General features: G+C 57.1%; 18 protein-coding genes. 4 read left to right on the top strand and 14 right to left on the bottom strand.

What is annotated here, in order from left to right; all coding sequences use genetic code 11:
- The 3 genes from T518_RS04480 to T518_RS04470 form a co-directional block, all read right to left on the bottom strand.
- A partial coding sequence (locus T518_RS04480) for an RNA-guided endonuclease TnpB family protein (RefSeq protein WP_036375863.1) occupies positions 1-462 on the bottom strand: 462 nt, incomplete at its 3' end.
- 4 nt (positions 463-466) lie between these two features.
- Positions 467-874, bottom strand: coding sequence for an IS200/IS605 family transposase (tnpA, locus tag T518_RS04475; RefSeq protein WP_081828416.1), 408 nt, complete (start codon positions 872-874; stop codon positions 467-469).
- A 151-nt stretch (positions 875-1025) separates the two neighbouring features.
- Positions 1026-1874: a DMT family transporter gene (locus T518_RS04470; protein WP_036375857.1), complete on the bottom strand. Its 849-nt coding sequence runs from the start codon at positions 1872-1874 to the stop codon at positions 1026-1028.
- 191 nt (positions 1875-2065) lie between these two features.
- Here T518_RS04470 and T518_RS04465 point away from each other — a divergent pair, with 191 nt between their 5' ends.
- Positions 2066-2380, top strand: coding sequence for an ArsR/SmtB family transcription factor (locus tag T518_RS04465; RefSeq protein WP_036375854.1), 315 nt, complete (start codon positions 2066-2068; stop codon positions 2378-2380).
- Between the two features lie 60 nt (positions 2381-2440).
- Positions 2441-3487, top strand: a complete 1047-nt coding sequence (gene arsB, locus T518_RS04460) for an ACR3 family arsenite efflux transporter (protein ID WP_036375851.1) — start codon at positions 2441-2443, stop codon at positions 3485-3487.
- A 59-nt stretch (positions 3488-3546) separates the two neighbouring features.
- Here the strand turns inward: arsB and T518_RS04455 are convergent, their stop codons facing one another.
- The 10 genes from T518_RS04455 to T518_RS04410 all read right to left on the bottom strand — a co-directional run bounded on the left by T518_RS04455 (position 3547) and on the right by T518_RS04410 (position 15302).
- Complete coding sequence (locus T518_RS04455; RefSeq protein ID WP_036375848.1) at positions 3547-4158, bottom strand: cytidylate kinase-like family protein; 612 nt, start codon at positions 4156-4158, stop codon at positions 3547-3549.
- 88 nt (positions 4159-4246) lie between these two features.
- Positions 4247-5638 carry an MFS transporter gene (locus tag T518_RS04450; RefSeq protein WP_036375845.1) on the bottom strand — a complete coding sequence of 464 codons (1392 nt, stop codon included), beginning with the start codon at positions 5636-5638 and terminating at the stop codon, positions 4247-4249.
- Between the two features lie 312 nt (positions 5639-5950).
- Positions 5951-6841: a DMT family transporter gene (locus T518_RS04445; protein WP_036375842.1), complete on the bottom strand. Its 891-nt coding sequence runs from the start codon at positions 6839-6841 to the stop codon at positions 5951-5953.
- A gap of 44 nt (positions 6842-6885) precedes the next feature.
- Positions 6886-8301 carry a GntP family permease gene (locus tag T518_RS04440; protein ID WP_036375839.1) on the bottom strand — a complete coding sequence of 472 codons (1416 nt, stop codon included), beginning with the start codon at positions 8299-8301 and terminating at the stop codon, positions 6886-6888.
- Positions 8302-8428: 127 nt separating this feature from the next.
- Complete coding sequence (gene iolE, locus T518_RS04435; protein ID WP_005841104.1) at positions 8429-9316, bottom strand: myo-inosose-2 dehydratase; 888 nt, start codon at positions 9314-9316, stop codon at positions 8429-8431.
- Positions 9317-9410: 94 nt separating this feature from the next.
- Complete coding sequence (iolD, locus tag T518_RS04430; protein ID WP_036375837.1) at positions 9411-11360, bottom strand: 3D-(3,5/4)-trihydroxycyclohexane-1,2-dione acylhydrolase (decyclizing); 1950 nt, start codon at positions 11358-11360, stop codon at positions 9411-9413.
- Positions 11361-11408: 48 nt separating this feature from the next.
- Positions 11409-12206 carry a 5-deoxy-glucuronate isomerase gene (locus tag T518_RS04425; RefSeq protein WP_036375835.1) on the bottom strand — a complete coding sequence of 266 codons (798 nt, stop codon included), beginning with the start codon at positions 12204-12206 and terminating at the stop codon, positions 11409-11411.
- The gene (gene iolC / locus T518_RS04420; RefSeq protein ID WP_036375833.1) at positions 12203-13237 is read right to left on the bottom strand and encodes a 5-dehydro-2-deoxygluconokinase; all 1035 of its coding nucleotides are present in this window, start codon (positions 13235-13237) and stop codon (positions 12203-12205) included. Before iolC ends, T518_RS04425 begins: the two co-directional genes overlap by 4 nt.
- Positions 13238-13250: 13 nt before the next feature.
- A complete protein-coding gene (locus T518_RS04415; RefSeq protein ID WP_036375830.1) occupies positions 13251-14093 on the bottom strand; it encodes a class II fructose-bisphosphate aldolase in 843 nt (280 codons plus the stop codon).
- Positions 14094-14132: 39 nt separating this feature from the next.
- Positions 14133-15302, bottom strand: coding sequence for an iron-containing alcohol dehydrogenase (locus T518_RS04410; RefSeq protein WP_036375828.1), 1170 nt, complete (start codon positions 15300-15302; stop codon positions 14133-14135).
- A 396-nt stretch (positions 15303-15698) separates the two neighbouring features.
- Between T518_RS04410 and T518_RS04405 the strand changes: the two genes are divergently transcribed.
- Positions 15699-16502 carry a DeoR/GlpR family DNA-binding transcription regulator gene (locus T518_RS04405; RefSeq protein WP_036375826.1) on the top strand — a complete coding sequence of 268 codons (804 nt, stop codon included), beginning with the start codon at positions 15699-15701 and terminating at the stop codon, positions 16500-16502.
- Positions 16503-16517: 15 nt separating this feature from the next.
- On the top strand, positions 16518-17942 hold the full coding sequence (locus T518_RS04400) for an aldehyde dehydrogenase family protein (protein ID WP_036375823.1): 1425 nt from the start codon (positions 16518-16520) through the stop codon (positions 17940-17942).
- 170 nt (positions 17943-18112) lie between these two features.
- On the opposite strand, the gene T518_RS04395 is transcribed toward T518_RS04400, so the two are convergent.
- Positions 18113-21022, bottom strand: coding sequence for a metallophosphoesterase (locus T518_RS04395; RefSeq protein ID WP_036375820.1), 2910 nt, complete (start codon positions 21020-21022; stop codon positions 18113-18115).
- Positions 21023-21113 lie beyond the last annotated feature (91 nt).

Here is a 21113-nt window from a genome sequence, read left to right as displayed (position 1 = left end):
TGTGGCATTCAGGATCCTGCCTTCAAACGTCCGGCTCTGCTTGATTTTCACAAGGCCGACCTTCGGCAGCTTGATCCGGTTGCCTTCGATGCGGATGCCGTTTCCCTGATTGCGCGTCCGGTAGGACTGACTGCGACTATGCTTTGACTTGAAACGCGGATAGCCTGCTCTTTTTTGGAAGAAGTTCTCATAGGCGCGGTCAAGATTGCGCAGAGATTCCTGCAACGCCATGCTGTCTGCTTCGGAAAGCCAGGATGTATCCTCGCGCTTCTTGAGATTGGTGAGGAGCTGACACGTCTTGACGTAAGTCAGAGAATGATGGTTCGCTTTCCATTCATCACACCTGACCGCAAGGAAGTGGTTAAACACGAAACGGACACAGCCGAGCGTGCGGTTGATTAACCGTGCCTGCGTCTTATTCGGATAGATGCGAAATTTGTATCCCAGTGTATATGTTTCCACATTCTCACTTTCTTTGCGATGTTTTCTGGCTCTCGATATACTGTTTGACGATTCCCAAGGGAGCACCGCCTACTGTCGAGACAAAATAGGAATTTGTCCAAAGTGTCGGCAGTTTCGTTGTCAAGAAATGGAATTCCTGCCGAAGTATCCGCGATGTCCTGCCTTTTATAGTTTTGACTGCCTTATGGATACCGAACTGAGGGTCAACTTCCAAGAGGAGATGAACATGGTCTGGCATGATCTCCATCTCAATGACCTCGAACGAATACTCCTCGGCAATCTGCTCAACAAGCTCCTTCAATCTTGTATCTACACCGTTCACTAAAACCTTACGGCGGTATTTGGGGCAGAATACGACACGATACTTGCATGAATAGACGATGTTGTGATTTGAATGGTATATTCTTTTCATATTTATATTATACAACATACGCTAAACTAATACAATAGTTGGGGAGTTGTCCGCCTTCAATTCTTTACGTAAATTCAGCGGGCACGCCGTCGCGCCAGAGCACGCCCGGTTCTTCAACTGCCATACCATATCCTCCCTTCACCGCCTTTTATTATGCCCGCTGCTTCCTGCGGGTGACGACGACGTAGATGCCGGCCATGATCATGAGCATGCCCAAAAGGATATGCAGCGTCATGGGTTCGCCGAGGCAGATAATGCCGCCGATGACGCCGACGATCGGCACAGCCAGCACCGCGACGGATGCCTTGCTGACCTCGATGTGCTGCAGGATCCAGCTCCAGAGAAAGAATGCCAGAGCGGAAGCAAGCACGCCGTTGTAGAGCAGGCAGAGGATGGATTCTTTGTTCCAGATGACCGGTCCCTGCGGCACGGCTGTCGTGTAGACGAGCAGCGTCAAGGATGCACAGACCATCTGCCACGTCGTCAGGGAAATCGCGTTGACATCCGACAGCTTGAGCTTGACGAAGATGCTCGCGAGGCCCCAGAAGACGGCGCTCAGGAGGCCGATGAAGATGGCCGTGACATCGCCGCCCGCATGCACATCCATGAGGACGGCCATACCGGCAAGGGCCAGAACAATGCCGATCCCCTTGCGCCATGTCAATTTCTCTCCAAGCAGGAAGTGCGCCATGACGGCGGCAAAGACCGGCATGCTGTAATTGAGCACGGAGACCATGCCTGCGCCGAGCGTCACCATGCTCGTCTGCGCCGCGATGTTGTTGAGTCCCATCTGCAGGATGCCTGTGAGAAAAATCCACGGCCAGTACTTCTTCTTCGGCAGCGGCAGGCGCAGCCAGAGCCAGACCGACAACAGGACGGCCGCACCGAACAAAAATCGGTACGCCACAAAGGTAATGGGCGGGAAGAACGAATTCGCCGTCTTCATGACGACCCAATTCATGCCCCAGATCAGATAAATCAAGCATAATGCCTTGATCAAGAAAATCGCCTCCTACAAATGCGCAACGCCATTCACATATATCTTTTATACTACCACATCGAGTCAAAAGAAAAATAAGATTCACAAAATCTTATAGCATCCTGTCAGACGCCTTGACAACCCCCTGTCCCTGCTCTATACTAAGCTTATTACATTGATGTACATCGATATGACTACAGGAGGTGCTTTCGATGGATTCCATGGAAACCGTCAAGATTCTCAAGGCCCTGGCAGATGCCAACCGGCTGCATATCCTCGAGCTTCTGGGCAGCGGGGAGCAATGCGCCTGCGTGCTGCTCGGGAATCTGGCACTTTCACAGCCAACACTCTCACACCACATGAAAATCCTCTGCGACGCAGGACTCGTCACGAGCCGCAAGGCGGGAAAGTGGATCTACTACACACGCCAGGCCGAGACGCTCGACAGAATCGGCGCCTGCCTCCAGGCACTCGGCCACACAACGCCGACAGATGACCTGGCCACCAACTGCCGCTGCCGCGAGTGACGGCAGTATTTTTTTCTTTTATAGATTTACAAATTTCTATCTATCCAAGAGGTGTTTTCTATGCAACATGAACAAGCGAGCGGCATCAATTTCTTCCAGCGCTACCTGACCGTCTGGGTCCTGCTCTGCATGATCGTCGGCGTCGCCATCGGCCATTTCCTGCCGTCTGTGCCCGCCTTTCTCTCGACACTCCAGATTGACGGCATCTCGATCCCGATCGCCATCCTGATCTGGCTCATGATCTACCCGATGATGATGAAGGTCGACTTCAAGAGCGTCAAGGCCGTCGGCAGGGCGCCCAAAGGACTCTTCGTGACCTGGATCGCCAACTGGCTCATCAAGCCGTTCACGATGTACGCCCTCGCTTATCTCTTCTTCTTCGTCATCTTCCGCGCCATGCTGCCAGAAAACCTTGCCACGTCTTACCTGGCCGGAGCGGTGCTCCTGGGCGCTGCTCCCTGCACTGCCATGGTCTTTGTCTGGAGCACGCTGACGCGCGGCAACCCTGCCTACACCGTCATCCAGGTCGCCACAAATGACTTGATCATCCTCGTGGCCTTTGTGCCGATCGTCAAGTTCCTGCTCGGCGTCTCTCATGTCACCGTTCCGTATGATGTGCTGTTCCTGAGCATCGTCCTCTTTGTCGTCATCCCGCTGATTGGCGGCATCCTCACGCGCCTCTCCGTCATCCGCCGCAAGGGGCAGGCCTACTTTGACCAGATCTTCGTCCACAAATTCGACGGCGTGACGACCTGGGGCCTGCTCTTGACGCTCGTCATCATCTTCAGTTCCCAGGCACAGGTCATCCTCGAGAATCCCCTGCACATCGTGCTGATTGCCGTGCCGCTCATCCTGCAGACCTTCCTGATTTTCTTCCTTACCTACGGCGTTTGCTATCTGCTGCGCCTGCCCTTCGCCATCGCCGCCCCGGCCGGGTTCATCGGCGCCTCGAATTTCTTCGAGCTCGCCGTTGCCGTGGCCATCGCCCTATTCGGCGTGACGAGCCCCGCAGCTCTCGCGACGACCGTCGGCGTGCTGACGGAAGTCCCCGTTATGCTGACGCTCGTGCGCATTGCCAATGGGAGCAGACATTATTTCCGTGGCTGAACACGGCAAAAAAATAGACCATCTGCATGGATGGTCTATTTTTTTGCCGGAACGCGTCGTCAGGCATTTGCCGCCTTTTTCTGGCGCAGTTCGATGTAAGAGATGATCAGGTCAGCTGCGGCCTCGAGCGAAATCTTGCTCGTGTTGATCATGAGGTCGTAATTCTGCGGATCGCCCCAGGTGCGGCCCGTGTAATAAGCATAGTACTGCTCGCGGTGCTTGTCCTCGGCATCGAGCTCCTTGATCGTATGGCCGGCATAGTGCGTCTTGGCGCGGGCCAGGCGGTAATCATCATCCGCGTAGATGAAGAAGGAATATGTATTGGGTTGATCCTTGAGGATGTAGTCCGCGCAGCGGCCGAGGAATACAGCGCTGCCGTCCTCTTTCGCGACCTCGAGGATGACCTTGGCCTGCTCGATGTACATGCGGTTGTGCTGCGGCACGCGCTCATAGGCATAGTCGCCGAGGTTGCCAAGGCAGTTGTCCGGCGCATTGTACGAGCGCTCAATGAGATCGTGGAAGTTCGCCTCATCGCCGAGCTTCTCGGCAGCCATGGCCACGACTTTGCGGTCATAGCGGCGCACCCCCATCTTCTTCGCCACGAGGTCTGCGACCTCACGGCCGCCGCTGCCGTACTGACGCGTGATCGTGACAAGCGTGTTCTTTTCCATAAATTCCCTCTCCTTCCAAAATACAAAGAAATTCTAAACATAAAGCCGGCTCATCCATAGAACAAGCCGGCTGTACATATAGCAGATATCAGAGCTCGCCTTTTGCTTCACGAGCGATGAGGTCACGCATGATCTGCGGATAGACCTTATCGAGCTTGTAGAAGAACAGGATGAGAAGCAGGACAGCCCAGACGAAGATCGGGCCCCACTCGTAGATGGAGACGATCATGTTGATGACGTCCTGAGACTGAGCGACTGCACCCGAAGAAGATGCAACATAGCCAACGTAGGAGAGCAGGCCCGTCAAGGCTGCACTCGTGAGGCCGGAGCCAACCTTCGTGCCGACGGAACCGCCGGAGAAGATCAGGCCTTCCTGGCGGATGTGGGTCTTCCACTGGCCATACTCAACAGCATCGCCGAGGAAGCCGAAGATGACGGACTGGACCGGAGCAAAACCGATGCCGCGGATGACGCAGCTGAAGACGACCCAGTTGAAGTCCGTCGGGTTCAGCAGGAAGATCGCATGACCGACGAAGCAGATGATGACACCGTAAAGGCTCATGTTGCGCTTGCCGAAACGCTTGAGGAGTTTCGGGCTGAAGACGGCCATGACAAAGATCGTGATGAGCGTCTCCAAGAGGTACAGTCCGCTGTACAGCGAATCATCCATGAAGATGTACTTGCAGTAATACGGCAGGATGGTACCGGTGATCGTGAAGATGACGTTCTGCATCATCCAGATGATCATGCCAGCCCAGAAGTATTTGTTGACGGCCAGGCACTTGAGTGCTTTGCCGACTGGTACCTTAGCGACCTTCTTGCGCGCCTCGATGACGACCGTCTCTTTACATTTCGAGAAGCAGAAGAGCAGTAGCAGCAGGGCAACGACAGCCCATACGCTCATGACTTCGACCCAGGCCATCTGATTGTCGCCAAAGATCTTGACGAGCGGCAGCGTAGCCGAGACGGAAAGGATACGGCCCCAAGGAGACAGGCACATACGCGTGATGGAAAGCATGTCACGCTCTTTCGAGGAGCGCGTCATCATCGCGGACAGCGAACCGTACGGCAGGTTGAGTGCCGTGTAGCAGACCGTCGTGCAGAGGTTGTAGGTCACGAACAGGTATGCAAACTGCATAGCCGAGGAACCATGTGGTACCGTATAGATGAGGACGATGGAAATAGCGAATGGCACGCTCATCCAGAGAATCCACGGTCTTGATTTGCCCCATTTGGAATTCGTGCGCTCTACGATGAAACCCATGATGACATCGGAGAAACCATCGAAGCAACGGGAAATCAACATGACCAGACCGACCATGGCCGGGTCGATGCCCGCGTAGTCGGTGTAGAAGAATGTCAGGATGCCCATTGCACCCCAGACGACGTTCTGTGCCGTATCACCGAGACCGTACGCTATACGCGTCAGCCAAGGCAGATGCGCACCGGATTCAGCCGGAGCTGCTCCTGGATTACTCATTGAAACCCCTCCCAATTGAATATTGAATGATGATACATTTGATATCTCGTGGATGAAGTCGCTCTTCATCTCTATCTATATACTATATTAATATTTTTCGAACTATTTCATCTATACTTTCTTGTCTTTCTTGAGTATGTTATGATTTTCTTTTGTTATATTTCTTAGCATTTTCAATGCTTTCTTGGGGCTATCTTTATGAAGGCGAATTATCTTGCTATAAAATATTGTTTTTTGCCTCTAAAACAATAAGAAAAGCGGTCAAACGCCATGCATCTGACCGCTTTTCTAGTAATCTCTCTGAGGGCCGACTCACCGAAGGCCGCCATGTGTCGTCAGGTAGACGCCGCCAAAGATGGCCGCTGCGCCGAGCAGTTCCATGATGCCGATGACCTCGCCGAAGCAGAGGACACCGCCGATCATGCCGACGACTGGCGTGATGTTCTGGAAGATGGAGGTGACGCTGGCACCGGCATTGTGCACGCCGATGTTCCAGAAGAGCATCGCCATGACGCCGCCGAAGATGACCGTGTAGAAGAACGCAATCCAGAGCGTGGGCGTCAGCATGACGGGCGCGAACTGCCCCGTCACCAAGCCGTAGCCCGTCACGATGAAGGCGCCGAAGAGCCCGGCCCAGCCCGTCGTCTGAAGCGCAGACATATGGCGCATGATCTTCAGGGCAATCAGAGAATACGTCGTCCAGGCCACCTGCGCAAGCAGGAAGAGGATATCGCCTGCATTGAACGACATCGTCTGGATCACGTTGAGCGAGCCGTGGCTGATGACGAGCAGCGCGCCGAGGAAGGACAGGACGATGCCTCCCCAGGCCAGCAGGCTCAGCCGCTCGCGCACGAAGATGACCGCCATGAATGCCGTGATGGCGGGGCTGGCCGCCGCGATCAGCGTGCAGTTCGTCACCGTCGAGATAGCGAGGCCCGTGAACTGCATGACATTATTGAGCCCAATGCCCGTGACCCCCATGAAGAAGAGACCGAGGAGGCAGCTGCGCGGCGGCAGCAGGCGCTCGCCGCGGTAGACGGAGAGTGCCAGGAGCGTCGTGCCAATCAGGTAGTAGCGCATGGCCGTGATCGTCACAGGCGACCAGGTCGTCACGAGCCACTTGATGCAGAGCGGCTGGATGCCCCAGATGATCGTCGTCGCCGCCAACAGGAAATACGTCTTTCGTTTTGTCGCTTCGTCCATATGAGACATCCTCCTTTTTCTAGCGTCTCGATCTCTGCTGCTCGTCATTCAATACCTGTCATCAGGTAGACGCCCAGGCAGGCGAAGACGACAAGCGTCTTCAGGAGCGTCAGGATCACAACGTCGTAATACGACTCGCGATGCGTCAGGCCGCAGACGGCGAGCAGTGTGACGAGTGCGCCCGACTGCGGCACGGTGTCGATGCACTCAGAGGCCATGCAGATGATGCGGTGCAGGACATCTGCACTCATGCCGATCTGCTGCGCCCAGGCCAGCCACTCCTGTCCGAGCATGCCGAGGGCAATCGTCATGCCGCCCGAGGAAGAGCCCGTGACGCCCGTCATGATGCCCGTCGTCACGATGGCAGACATCAGCGGGCCGTCGCCGAGGTGCAGGCCGAGCAATGCTTCCTTGATGATCGTGAAGGCTGGCAAGGCTGCGATGACACAGCCGTAGGCGTAGCCTGAAGCTACGTTGAGGATGGCCGTCGTCGAGCCGATGGCTCCCGTGTTGATGGGCTTTGAGAGACCGCCCTTGAGTCTCAGCCGTCTGCGGCCGATGATGGCCGCGACGATGGAGCTCACGATAAGAGCCGCATTGATGGACCAGATGGCCTGTACCTTGTCGACGCCGCCCGCGAGCAGGGAGAGGTGCAGTGGGATGAAACTGTCGAGGCTTTCCGGATCCCAGTGGTACGCCCAATCCCAGTGGAACGGATTGCTGATCAGGAGATTCAGCACGATGACGAGAAGCAGCGGCAGTGAGGACAGGCGCCAGTCCGGCAGAGCCTCCCGCGACTCCTCCGGCTCATTGAGCACATGGTGACCGTATCCCTCACCCTTTGCCTTGAGTTTCTTGTGGCGATAGCTGATCCAGCCCCAGGCCAGTCCGAAGTAGAGCACGGCACCGATGAGGCCGAGCACCGGAGCCGACCAGGTCGAAGTGCCAAAGAACGACGTCGGAATGATGTTCTGGATCTGCGGTGTGCCCGGGATGGCCACCATGCTGTAGGTGAAGATACCCATCCAGAGCAGCCCCGGCAACAGACGCTTCGGGATATCAGCCTGCTTGAAGAGGATGGCAGCAAATGGGTACATGACAAAGGCGACGACGAAGACAGAGAGACCGCCGTACGTCAGGACGCCGCATCCGAGCAGTACGGCCAGAATGGCCTTGTCGCGGCCCAGCGCCGAGACGATCTTGTCGGCCACGGCCGCCGCGAGCCCGCCCTGCTCCATGATCTTGGCGAAGACGGCGCCGAGCAGGAAGACGGGGTAATACGTCTTGATGTACTCCGCGGCTTTCGTCATATAGATCTCACTGTAGACCGGCATGGAGGCGTGGCCGCTGCCGATGGCGGCGACGACGGCGAAAATCGGTGCGATGAAGATGATGGAATAGCCACGATACGCGAAGAACATCAAAAGTATCAGGCTGAAGACAATCATGCTGATGCCCATGGGGATAATTCCTTTCTAGATGATCCTGAATGATTCCAAGAGAAACGGTGAACCGGCAGAAAAAAAGCTCCCCTGCCCATAGTGGACAGGAGAGCAGCCTTTCTGGGAATCCGATGCCTTACGGCAATCAGATATGTGCTTTTTCCTTGATGTACTTGCGAGCTTTGATCGCGTACTCGAGCGGATTGGCTTTGGCCGGATCCTGCTCAGCTTCGACGATGAACCAGCCATCGTAGTCGCTGTCATTGATGATGTCGAAGACCGGACCGAAGTCGAAGTCGCCATCGCCCGGGACCGTGAACATGCCTGCGCGGACGCCTGCGAGGAAGCTCATGTTCTCTTCCTTGACTTTGTTGCGGATGTCCATGCGGATGTCCTTGAGATGTACGTGACGGATGCGCGGCAGGTACTTCTTGAGGATGTAGATCGGGTCCTCACCGGAGCAGACGAGATGGCCCGTATCGTAGAGCAGGAAGACGAGGTCTGGATCCGTCATCTCCATGAGGCGGTCAATCTCTTCCGTCGTCTGGACACAGGTGCCCATGTGATGATGGTACGTCATCGTCAGGCCAATCTTCTTGGCGACAGCACCGAGCTTGTTGAGGCCCTCAGCGAGCGTCTTCCACTGCTCTTCCGTGTTGTGTGGCTTGTCGCGGAAGACAGCCTTGTCGAGCTTGCCCTGAACGCTCGTGCCCTGCTCTGCGACGTTGCAGAACTTCGCGCCCATGGCCTTGAGGAATTCGCAGTGCTTGATGAAGTCCTTCTCGACCTGCTCGTACGGCTGCGTGAGGAGGTAGGAGCTGAACCATGCGCTGGCGATCTGGAGTCCGCGAAGGTCGAGTGCTTTCTTGAGGACAGCCGGATCTTTCGGGTACTTGTTGCCGATCTCGCAGCCCGTGAAGCCAGCCAGTGCCATCTCACTGACGCACTGTTCAAACGTATTCTCTTTGCCGAGATCCGGCATGTCGTCGTTCGTCCAAGCAATCGGAGCGATACCAAGTTTGATATTAGCCATTTGATAAACCCCCAAAATTCAATTTATACAACAGGGCCTCCCCGCCGCAGATGCGGCAGGTACCCTTCATACACAAGATAGACAAGAAAACAAATCAATACTTGCGAGCTGCATCGTAATGCGGCTTCATGAGATTCTCGTAGCAGTCGTGGATCTTCTTGCTCTTGGAGACCTGTGCGACGCCGACACGCCACCAGTCACCGTAACCATGAACCATCGTCTTCGGCATGACCTTGCAGTCGATGAGCGTCGAGACCTTCTGCTTCTTGGCATCCTCGATAGCCGCGATGAGCTCTTCCTCGGTATGAGCCGTGTAGCTCTTGCAGCCGTAGGAAGCGGCGTTCATGGCGAAGTCAACCGGTACATAGGCACCGTCGAGCTGGCCCGTCTTCTCGTTGCGGAAGCGGAACTCCGTGCCGTAGCTGCCCTGGCCATGGCCGATCTCGAGGTTGTTGATGCAACCGCCCTGCATGTTGTCGAACAGGATGACGTTGATCTTCTTGCCCTCAGCGATGGACGTCGGCAGTTCCGAATGGAGCATCATGTAAGCGTAGTCGCCAACGAGCGCATAGACTTCGCGCTGCGGCTCAGCGAGCTTGACGCCGAGTGCTGCGTTGACTTCATAACCCATGCAGGAGAAGCCGTACTCGACATGGTAGCTGCCAACCGTCTTCGGACGCCATACGCGCTGCAGGTCGCCCGGCAGGGAGCCCGATGCACCGACGATGATGCCGTTCGGATCCATGTGCTCTTCGAGCAGACCGAGGACGCGCGTCTGCGGCAGCGTCTCGCCGACTGCCTCTTTATAGGCTTTCTCTGCAGCCTTGTAATCGAAATCATCGTCGACTTCCGGCACGAAGTTGTCGCCGAACTGGATGTGGAAGACACGCTCGACTTCCTTCGTGTAGGCTGCCTTTGCGGCTTTGATGTCCGCGGCGTAAGCATCTGATACATGGTAGCCCGTCTTGCCGAGTGCCTCGTCGAGCATCTCGAGTGCCGCACCGGCATCGCCGACGACCTGGATGCCGTCGAGCTTGTAGGCGTGGAAACGGGAGACGTTGATGTTGACGTACTGGACGTTCGGGTTCTGGAAGATCCACTTGGAGGACGTCGTGAAGTCCGTGTAGCGCGTGCCGACGCCGATGACGACATCTGCATCTTTTGCAAGCGTGTTGGCTGCGAGGCCGCCCGTCTCACCAACACCGCCCATGTTGAGCTCGTGCTCCCACGTGATCGTGCCCTTGCCGGCCTGCGTCTCGCCGAACGGGATGCCGTACTTCTCAGCGAATTTCTGGAAGACAGCCTCTGCCTCGGAGTACTTGACGCCGCCGCCGAAGATCATCAGCGGGCGCTCAGCCTTCGCGATGGCCTTGACAGCCTCTTCAATGGCGCGCTCCGTCGGTTTTACGCGGTCGATGTGATGAACGCGCTTCTGGAAGAAGTAATCCGGGTAATCCCAGGCCTCGCCTTCGACATCCTGCGGCAGAGCGATGCAGACAGCACCCGTCTCAGCCGGATCCGTCAGGACGCGCATCGCATTGATGCAGGCCGTCATGAGGATTTCAGGACGCGTGACGCGGTCCCAGTATTTGCAGACAGCGCGGAAGGCGTCGTTCGTCGTCGTCGTCAGGCTTACCGTCTGCTCCATCTGCTGGAGTACCGGATCCGGCTGGCGGTCAGCGTACGTGTCACCCGGCAGGAACAGGACTGGGATGCAGTTTGCCGTAGCCGTAGCAGCTGCCGTGACCATGTTGGCAGCGCCCGGGCCGACGGAAGACGTGCAGGCGTACATCTGCTTGCGGCGCTTCTGCTTGGCAAAGCCCATCGCTGCATGTGCCATGCCCTGCTCATTGCGGCCCATGCGCATGATCAGATGGCCCGGATCCTCTTCGAGAGCCTGGCCGATGCCGATGACATTGCCGTGGCCGAAGATGCCGAAGATGCCTTCGAACATCGGCACTTCCTTGCCGTCAAATTCTACATACTGATTATTGAGGAACTTCACGAGAGCCTGTGCTACCGTGAGTCTGATTGTCTTAGCCATTGGAATCCCCTCCACTATGCCACGTTTCACCACGTCGCGGATACGCTATCACTTCTTGTGCGGCTGCCAGATCTTCGAATCGGCATCCGGCTCGAGCAGCCAGGTGTGCTCCGGCAGGTCATTGCGCGTCTTCTTCCACGGATCGCCGTCGAGATGACGAATCATCCAGCTGTACCAGATGGCGTAGCCAGGAGCTGCGCACTGCGGATGCATGTAGCCGCCCGAGATCTCCGACCAGGTGTTGTCCTCGATCTTGAAGACGTTGTCGCCGATGAACGCACAGCCAAAGCCCTGCGGACGGTCGACTTTGTAGGTATAGACTTCCGGCTGCGGATGATTGTGCGGCGTGTAGCCCGTCCAGCAGCCCGGCGTCATGATGACTTCGCCGTTGACCATGTTGGAGTACGGCGCATTGTCGTAATCGAAGATCGTGCGGACCGTGCGCTCTGCCGTGCCCTGCCATACGCCGCCGCCGAAAACGTCAGCCTGGACATCTTTCGGACGGTAGAAGACCGGCTCAAAGTCGCGGTCGTTGAGCGTCTTCTGGATCAGGAGCTCCGATTTCTTCAGGGCCTTGACGACGACCTTGACGCCGTGCGGCACGTGCAGGCAGTACGGGTTCTCGTCGAGCAGCGACTCGCGATGCATGAGCTCTTTCTTGCCATTCCAGCAGATCTCCACATCGCCCGTCGTGATGACGAAGGCCGTCTCCTGAAGGGGATCTTCGAACTCGACGATCTCGTTCTCATCCATCTCCTGGTAACCGATATCCATGAGCATATCGCTCTCGCGCGTCGTCATTGCATTGTAGCCGTGCTTGAGCTGACCTAAGCGACCGAATCTCATAATGCTGCCTCCCAATCCAATTCCGTGATGACTTTCTCGTCTTTATGTTCCTGCATGAAAGCGTCAATCTGCTCGACCGTCTGCATGGCATCCGAGCAGCTGTGGCTTGCGACGACCATAGCGGCGTGTGCCGTGCCGTGCTGCAGAGCCTGCGGCACCGTCCAGCCTGCGAGCAGGCCATAGACAAAGGCGCTGCCATACGCATCGCCGCCGCCGAACGACTTCAGCAGCTTGATGTGGTACGACTCAACCTTGTAGGCCTTCTTGTCGGCCGTGTAAGCGATCGAGCCCTTCTTGCCGTGCTTGATGATGACAATCTTGGCACCCTGCTCGATGTACTTCTCAGCGATGACGTGATCTGCCGGCTCCGTTGCCTCCTCATCGAGACCTTCCGTGAGGTTGACCTCATCGCGCGAACCGATGATGACATCGGCCATGCTCGCGAGCAGCGAGTAGTAGATCTGGATGTCCTTCTTGCTGCGCCAGCTGTACGGGCGATAGTCGATATCGAAGATGACGCGCGTGCCATGTTTCTTGGCATACTGGACAGCCAGCAGGCATGCCTCACGCGACGGGCTCTTCGAGAGCGCCGTACCGGAGACAATCAGGATCTTGCTGTCAGCGATGTACTGCTCATCGACATCTTCCGGCGCAATCTCGAGGTCAGCGACCTGGTCGCGGTACATCAGGATGCTCGACTCCGTCGGGCTCTTGATCTCCGTGAACGTCAGGCCCATGCGCTCGCCGTTCTTGGCGCGCGTCATCTGGGACGTGTCAATGCCACGCTCATTGAAGTAATTGAGAACGAAGTCGCCGAACTGGTCGTCAGATACACAGCCGATGAAGCCGACGTTCTTGCCCAACTTGTTGATGCCGACAGCCATGTTTCCCGGCGAACCGCCGAGGTACATGGAGAAAGTCTTGACCTTGTCCAGCGTGCGGTTCAGTTCATTCGGATTGAAATCCAGCGTGACGCGGCCAATCAGGACGACATCGCGTTTCTTGTTTTCATCAAAGCTAATGAGTGCCATTTCTTTATCCTCCTCATGCCTTCTGTTCGAGCCCGAAGATGTGCATGTGTTTCTTTACATTCTCGTAGGTGCCCTGTACGATGGCATCGCTGAAATCGAAGTACTTTGCCTGCGGGTTCGCTGCAGCGACTTCCTTTATCTTCGCTGCCGAAGCGTCGTACGACGCCGTGGCGATGTTGATCTTCTGGATGCCGTTGGCAAGGCAAGTCCGGAAATCCTCTTCCGTCAGGCCCGTGCCGCCGTGCAGGACGAGCGGCGTCTTGACGGCCGCATGGATTTCCTTGAGGCGGTCGATGCGGAGCTGCGGCTTCTCCTTGTAGTTGCCATGTGCCGTTCCGATTGCGACGGCCATCGCATCGATGCCGGATTCCTCGGCAAAGCGCTTGGCTTCCTCGACGCTCGTGACGAGGACATCCACGCTCTTGTAGTCGCCCTCCGCGCCGCCGACGCGGCCGATCTCACCTTCGACGTCAGCGCCGTAGCTCCTCGCAAGCTTGACGACTTCCTGCGTGCGGGCGATGTTCTCATCGAGCGGATATTTCGAACCGTCGAACATGACGGACGTGAAGCCGAGGTCGAGCGCAAGCTTGATTGTCTCCATCGTGCTGCCGTGGTCGAGATGAACGGCCGTCGGCATCGAGCACTTCTTGGCGGCCGCGATCATCACGGGGCCAAGCAGGTCGAGCGGCGAGTAGCGCAGGCGGCCTTCTGCAATCTGCAGGATCAGCGGAGCATGGAGCTCTTCTGCCGCCTTGATGGCACCCATGGCCATCTCCATATCCGAGACATTGAACGCGCCAATTGCGTATGTGTTGTCTGGCTTGCTTATGAGGTCTGTCAAATGTACGAGTGGCATGACCACCCCTCCTATTCTATCATGCGGGTTCTTGCGAAATCAGAAGAGTTCCTTGTAGATCTCGATGAGCTGTTCCTTCGTCGGGATGCGCATCGTGTTCTGCGGGCTGCCGCTCTCGAGCGCATCGGAAGCCATCTTGTCGAGCTGTGCGAGGAAGTCTTCCTTCTTGAAGCCGCGCTGCTCGAGCAGGGACTCTGCCGACGGGATGCCGACTTCCTTGCAGAAGCGCGTGACCTCTGCGACGAATGCCTCAGCTGCATCGTGGTCCGGCGTAGCGTCATCCGCAACACCCATGACGCGTGCAATCGTGGCAAAGCGTGCCGTGTTCTCCTCGATGGCGAACTTCATGCAGGCCGGCAGCAGGATGGCATTCGAGACGCCGTGTGCGATGTGGAACAGAGCGCCGATCGGGCGGCTCATGCCATGGACGATCGTGACGGAGGCATTGTTGAAGGCGATGCCGGCTTCCGTTGCCGCGATGCTCATCTGCAGGCGGGCTTCGACGTTCTTGCCATCCTTGTAGCAGATTGGCAGGTTCTTGTGGATCTTCTTGATGGCCGAGAGTGCGAACGTATCGGTCAGCGGCTGTGCCTTGCGGCTCGTGTAAGCCTCGATCGAATGGCAGAGCGCATCGATACCCGTTGCAGCCGTGACAGATGGCGGAGCCGTCATCGTGAAGGTCGGATCGACAACAGCGAGAGCCGGGATGATGGATGGGCCGCCGAGCAGCATCTTGACGTTGTTCTCCGTATCAGCGATGATTGTGTTCTTCGTGACCTCAGAGCCCGTGCCAGCCGTCGTCGGGATAGCGACGAGATACGGGACCGGCATGTCGATGTTGACATGCATGAACTCGTTGATCTTCTTGCCTTCCGGCTGCGTCGACATGAACATGATTGCCTTTGCCGTATCCATGGGGCTGCCGCCGCCGAGAGCGACGAGGAAGTCGCAGCCTTCCTCACGGTATACCTTCAGGCCGGCATCGACGATCTTATCCGTCGGCTCCGAATTGGCACCAGCGAAAGTGACGTACGGGATGTTTGCCTTAGCGAGTGCATTCTCAACCTTCGCCGCATTGCCGAACTTCACCATGAACTGATCCGTGACGATCAGGGCCTTCGTGCCCTTGCCCTGGATGTGCTGGCCGAGTTCTTCAATGACATTCGTGCCCGAGATGATCTTTGCCGGAACCATAAACGTATAACCCATGTTGTCCACTCTCCTATTCTGATGATAGTATCAACGCTGTTGTTGATAACCTTTTGATTACCTTATGGCTATAATTTAATACTTTTACATCACGTTGTCAATACTGTTTTGAGCTTTTTGGCAAGATTTTGCGGAATTTTATTTTTTCTGATAATCATGAGTAATCATGATTGCTCTATATGATAAGTGTTGCTTAAGACTTGCCGTTCCCGCACCGTCCAGTCCATGAAAAATGGTACTTTTTTCTGTTTTCTCTTGTTTCTTACCGACAATTCGCTTATAATGAAAGTAAACGAACCTACTCATAAATTGGTTATTTCTTGAATGTCTGTTGGCGTATGTTGTGTAATGATTCGACACCCCATGTGCCTCAGGCGCAGAAGCAGGTGATCTCTCATGAAAATCGATCGAATCAACCGCATCCATGAATTGTTGAAGAGTGTGCACAACATATCTATCAACGATCTCTGTGATACGTTCCAGGTCTCTAAGAACACCATACGCCGCGATATCGCAGAGCTCGAACAGCAGGGCCTCATCAAGAAGGTCTACGGCGGCATTGTCCTCGCCGAGCCGTCCGGCAGCCCGGAACCTTTCGCCTCGCGCGAGAGCCGCAATGCCGATGCCAAAAAGCAGATTGCCCGCATGGCAGCAGACTTCGTCCACGACGGCGATGTCATCTACATCGACTCCGGCACGACCACGATGCACATGATCCCGTACCTGACGGAGAAGCACCGCCTGACCATCGTCACGGCGAGTGTCCACGTCATCAATGCTGCATCCAACTACAGCAACCTCAATGTCCTCGCGACGGGCGGTTCGCTCTTCACCCCGTCCAAGGCGTTCGTCGGACCGCAGGTCATCCAGGTCCTGCGCCGCTATAATATATCGAAGGTCTTCCTCGCGAGCACGGGCATCTCGCTCGAGCACGGCGCGACGAACGCCTCGCCGCTCGAATGCGAGATCAAGCGCTGCCTCGTCGAGAAGGACTGCGAGCACTTCCTGCTCGTCGACGATTCGAAATTCGACATCTCCTCCCTGATGAGCTACTGTACGCTCAAGGAGATGCAGTACATCGTGACCAACAAGATGCCGCCTGAAAAGTACATCTCGTACTGCACGGCCAACCACATCCAGCTCATCACGCCGGACACGATACGCGAGGAAGAGATTGAGAAACTCGCCGCACATCATTGATCAGGAGGAATCACTATGAAAAAACAGCCACTCTACATCGGCGGCCAGGAAGTCATGACCGAGAAGACCGTCCCTGTCTACAATAAAGAGACGAACGAAACCATTGCCGAGATTGCCGTCGCTGGCGAGGCAGAATGCCGTGCGGCCGTCGACGCAGCCGAGAAGGCCTTCCGCGAGGTCAAGCTCTCTGCCTACGAGCGCTACGAGATCATCCTCAAGGCCGCCAACCTCATGCGCGAGCGCACCGAGGAATTCGCCGCAGCACTGTCGGCTGAAGCGGGCAAGCCCCTGCGCGATGCCCGTGGCGAGATTGGGCGCGCCTACCAGACGCTGATCCTCTCGGCAGAAGAAGCCAAGCGCCTCAAGGGAGAGACGATCCCGCTTGCCGGTGCCCCGGGCTGCCAGAACAAGCTCGCCTTCACCATCCGCCAACCGCTCGGCGTCGTCTGCGCCATCACGCCGTTTAACTTCCCGGTAAATCTCGCTGCCCACAAGATCGGACCGGCGCTCGCGGCCGGCAACACCGTCATCTACAAGCCTGCATCGGCCACGCCTCTGACCGCCGCGCTCCTCTGTGACGTCTTCCGTGAAGCGGGGCTGCCGGCAGGCTGCCTCAACCTGCTGACCGGCCCCGGTGCGCTCGTCGGCAAATACCTGACAAAGGATGCACGCATCCGCATGTTCTCCTTCACCGGCAGCGTCCCCGTCGGCAAATCCCTGCAGGAAGCCGCCGGATTCCGCCGCGTGGCACTCGAGCTCGGCTCGAACTCCGCCAACGTCGTGCACGAGGACGTCAAGGACGTCAAGAAGGTCGCCGAGCTCTGTGCCAAGTACGCCTTCCTCAACGCCGGCCAGGTCTGCATCTCCTGCCAGCGCGTCTACGTCTCGCGCAGCATCTACCAAGAGTTCTGTGACTACGCCGTCGCCTTTGCCAAGAACTTCAAGGGTGGCAAGCTCAGCGACGAATCGACCTGCCTCGGCCCGATGATTGCGGAGAAAGAAGCCGTCCGCATCGAGGGCTGGGTCAAGGATGCCGCAGCAGCCGGCGCCAAGGTACTGACCGGCGGCCACCGCCGCGGTGCTTTCTACGAGCCGACCATCCTTACCGATGTAACGCCCGACATGGATGTCGTCAAGAATGAAGCATTCGCACCGATCTTCTCGATCATCCCCTATGACACGATTGAAGAAGCCATCGCCGGCGTCAACAACTCCCGCTACGGCCTGCAGGCCGGCGTCTTTACGACGTCCCTCTACATCGCACATTACGCAGCCGAGCACATCGAAGCCGGCGGCGTCGTCATCAACGACGGCTCCAGCTTCCGCATGGATAACATGCCCTACGGCGGCGTAAAAGACAGCGGCATGGGCAAAGAAGGCCCGGAATACGCCATCCGCGAGCTCACGGAAGAAAAGACCATCATCATGAATTTTGATTAAGCTGCATATAGCGATCCGGCTGCATGGATTTCCATGCAGCCGGATTTTTTTGTTTGTGCACGTCCTACGGGGCGCGGGGACCTGTTTCGGCTTCGGCGTTCTGCTGGATGCGTCTCAGCACAAAAAAGAGGACAGGAGTTCCTGTCCTCGTAAAAAAGGTGGAAAGGTCTTCAACCATGGATGACGTCGGTGTATTCGGGATAGTCGCGCAGGCGGTCGACCGGCGGGAAGCCGACGGCTCCAGTGAAGCGGCCGCGCTCCCAGTCGGGGCGCGTTGACCAGAACATGTCGGTGAAGTCGCGCCCGTTTTCCGCCACGACCTGATATGAGAGAAGCTCCGGCACGAACGTGCCGTCGGGACCGACTTCTGCCGCGAATTCCGTCACGATGCGCAGATACTGCGCCTCTGGCAGGTTCGAGATGTCGACGTAATTCGTGCCGTCCTTTAGATTGATTGGACGGCTCGCCTTGACCGTCGCCATGTCATCCGACACCTCCACACGCGCGCGCAGGCTGGCCTGCAACGGCAGATGCGTCTTGGCCTTGAGCTGCTTGAAACGCCAATACTTCTTCTGCGTCTTGAAAGCCGGATCGTAGATGGCCGGATGGCGCCACTCTGTCGTGTGCGTACCGACCTTGAGAATGCTGTGGAAGTCGAGCCAGACCGCGAGGTCATCGCGCTCGGGGCCTTCTGCCTCGGGATGCTCGTAAATCTCCCGATTCTCCTCCGCCGTCAGTCCTTTCTTGTAGAAGCGGACCTGGCTGATGCGGCCGGGCAGATGCGTGAAGTACTTCGGCCGGCCGATCTCAGGGATGACATGGCCGATGTAGGAATAGCCGACAAAGATTGGCTGATCGTCCCACTGGCGTATCTCGCTGTCATCCGAGATGCCCGCCACATGCGCCAGCGGCTTGCCGTCACAGTACGAATCGCCGCCTGCCTTCTTGTCGAAGGTCATCGTGTACTGCGCCCATTCGCCGATCTTTGCCTCGCCGCCCTGCCACGAATACTCCGTGATATCATGGCAGATGCCCCATTTGAGACCGCCGGCGCGCTCTACGACCATGCGCAGGCAGTACGTCGCTCCCCAGCCCACGGACTTGCCGCGGACCATCAGCGGGTTGTGGCCCATCTCGCTCGGCCTTGCCAGGCGGTCGATGTCTGCCCAGACCATGCCGGTGAAGCCCTGCGGCGCGCGAAGATCGCGGCTCGCCGGTATCTCGATGTAATCGCCATACTGCTCGAGCGCGACTTCCATGTGGCCGTCGACTTCACGGACCTTCGGCGAGCCGTGCAGCAGGGCCGTATGGCCGTGCCCCGACTTGTCGAGGATGCGCGGGATGATGCGGATGCCGCCTTCAATCGAGACTTCCTTCGGCAGCTGGTCGGCAATGCTGACCTGATATTCGCCGCCCTGCTGGAACTTGTAGTGGAACTCAATATAGCGCTTCTCATGGCCGCGGAAGAACAGGCTCTTCGTCTCGGCGATGCGCTGATTGATGTAGAGCGGTACCGAGACGAAGATCTCGTGGTCGAGGTTGTTCGTCGCCTCAATGCCTGCGATCATGCAGTCAGCAGCCTCGCCCTGTCCGGCGCGCACGCGCATGTGCGCGAAAGAGAGCTGCGTCGGCTCAAAGACGACGAGCTTCAGTTCCGTCTCGCCGACGCGCAGCGTGTGCTCACCGGGCTGCACGGCCTGATAGACGGCTGCGAGCTTGCGCTTCTCCCCCGGTTCGAGCACGGCGACCTGGCTATTCTCCTCACTGCCGAAGAGATTGATGGCATGCTCACACTTGTTGTCGAGCAGGTGGATGACAGCTTCTGCCATGGCCGTTCCCTTGTTCTCGGCCAGCGCCCGGACTTCGACATTGCCGTTGTTATCCAAGCGGCGCAGCTCGATATCCGTGAACTCGACGTCGGGCTCATCGTGCGTCAGATGGATCGTGTCGACGAGTTTCGTACTGCCATCTTTCTCAAAGCCGTAGAGCCGGTAGTCAAGCGCCTCTTCCGTCACGTCGAGAATGCCGTAATTGCTGCGTCCCGTAGCGGTGATTTCCGGGAATTCGCTGAGCAGGCGCTTATCCTCGCGGGCCGCCGTGTACTCGGCCTCCGGATCCTGCGCACTGCCCTCGCAGACGTATACCGTGCGGGCACCGACTTTCGGGTCGACGGAGACCGACTTGATGTAGTAGTGGAGATGGCCGCCAAGCACGAGCTGTGCCTGGCAGCGCTCCGCAATCGGCACGATGTAGCGGTTGTTGAACGGGTCCGTGTACGGGTGATGCATCATGAGGATGCGCCACTTCGCCTTCTTAGCCGCCGGGCTCGTCAGGTCTTCCTCAATCCACTTGAGTGTATCATCAATGCGCTTGCGCGTCTCCCGGTCAAGCGGCATCTCGGAATTGACGGCATTCATCTCAAAGAGGCCCCAGGGATTGCTGTCAATCATCGTAAAATGTGCAGGCCCGTAATCGAACGAGAATGTGTTGCCGCCGTCGGCCGTGTGGACTGTGCGCCCCTGCGTCGCCGTGAAGAACGCGTCGTAGTAAGGGCCGTCATCGTGATTGCCGTGGATGTAGTAGGCCGGGATGCGCGCGAGGACATCGGGAATCTTGTGGAACCAGTTGTCCTGATACTGATCGTGCTGATAGCCCGTACCGAAAGAAATGTCACCGCCGTGCAGGATGAACTCCGGTGCTTCCTGTACGGCAATCTTCTTGAAGAACGAACTGTTGTGAAAGAGATGCGAGTCTGACAGCGTCAACAGATGAAGGTGCTTTGGTGCCTCTGCCAGCGTCTGAAACGACGCAGCTGAAACCTCGCCGCCGCCCATGACCGTGTATGCATATTCCGTCGCCGGTTCCAGTCCCTTGATGACCGCCGTGTAGACACAGGCCCCTTTCGGGTACTCCTGGCAGGGTTCCTCGCGCTCATACACAACATCGCCGAAGTACTCCGCACCGTCTGCACTGCTCGCCGTCACCTTGAAATCCGTCGGCTCGACGGTCTCCCAAGCGACTGTGATCTGCGTGGCACGCGGGTCCAGAAGATAGGGCCCATTGATGATATTCTTGTTCATAGTATCTTCCTTCCGAGACCTGACGTAATCCTTGCTTCAACTGCAGCCGAAAAACAGGACACCAAGGGACCGCGGTCATATTCGTACTCTG

It is taken from the genome of Mitsuokella jalaludinii DSM 13811 (assembly GCF_000702905.1).
GTDB lineage: Bacteria > Bacillota > Negativicutes > Selenomonadales > Selenomonadaceae > Mitsuokella > Mitsuokella jalaludinii.
This window is presented reverse-complemented; position numbering and strand designations above follow the sequence as displayed.

Excerpts from the sequence above, each read along its gene's own strand:
- T518_RS04405 (WP_036375826.1), top strand. The coding sequence starts at position 15,699 with ATGAAAATCGATCGAATCAACCGCATCCATGAATTGTTGAAGAGTGTG.
- T518_RS04400 (WP_036375823.1), top strand. The coding sequence starts at position 16,518 with ATGAAAAAACAGCCACTCTACATCGGCGGCCAGGAAGTCATGACCGAG.
- iolC (WP_036375833.1), bottom strand. The coding sequence starts at position 13,237 with ATGGCACTCATTAGCTTTGATGAAAACAAGAAACGCGATGTCGTCCTG.
- arsB (WP_036375851.1), top strand. The coding sequence starts at position 2,441 with ATGCAACATGAACAAGCGAGCGGCATCAATTTCTTCCAGCGCTACCTG.
- tnpA (WP_081828416.1), bottom strand. The coding sequence starts at position 874 with ATGAAAAGAATATACCATTCAAATCACAACATCGTCTATTCATGCAAG.
- iolD (WP_036375837.1), bottom strand. The coding sequence starts at position 11,360 with ATGGCTAAGACAATCAGACTCACGGTAGCACAGGCTCTCGTGAAGTTC.
- T518_RS04455 (WP_036375848.1), bottom strand. The coding sequence starts at position 4,158 with ATGGAAAAGAACACGCTTGTCACGATCACGCGTCAGTACGGCAGCGGC.
- T518_RS04415 (WP_036375830.1), bottom strand. The coding sequence starts at position 14,093 with ATGCCACTCGTACATTTGACAGACCTCATAAGCAAGCCAGACAACACA.
- T518_RS04425 (WP_036375835.1), bottom strand. The coding sequence starts at position 12,206 with ATGAGATTCGGTCGCTTAGGTCAGCTCAAGCACGGCTACAATGCAATG.
- T518_RS04465 (WP_036375854.1), top strand. The coding sequence starts at position 2,066 with ATGGATTCCATGGAAACCGTCAAGATTCTCAAGGCCCTGGCAGATGCC.
- T518_RS04445 (WP_036375842.1), bottom strand. The coding sequence starts at position 6,841 with ATGGACGAAGCGACAAAACGAAAGACGTATTTCCTGTTGGCGGCGACG.
- T518_RS04395 (WP_036375820.1), bottom strand. The coding sequence starts at position 21,022 with ATGAACAAGAATATCATCAATGGGCCCTATCTTCTGGACCCGCGTGCC.
- T518_RS04450 (WP_036375845.1), bottom strand. The coding sequence starts at position 5,638 with ATGAGTAATCCAGGAGCAGCTCCGGCTGAATCCGGTGCGCATCTGCCT.
- T518_RS04440 (WP_036375839.1), bottom strand. The coding sequence starts at position 8,301 with ATGGGCATCAGCATGATTGTCTTCAGCCTGATACTTTTGATGTTCTTC.
- iolE (WP_005841104.1), bottom strand. The coding sequence starts at position 9,316 with ATGGCTAATATCAAACTTGGTATCGCTCCGATTGCTTGGACGAACGAC.
- T518_RS04410 (WP_036375828.1), bottom strand. The coding sequence starts at position 15,302 with ATGGGTTATACGTTTATGGTTCCGGCAAAGATCATCTCGGGCACGAAT.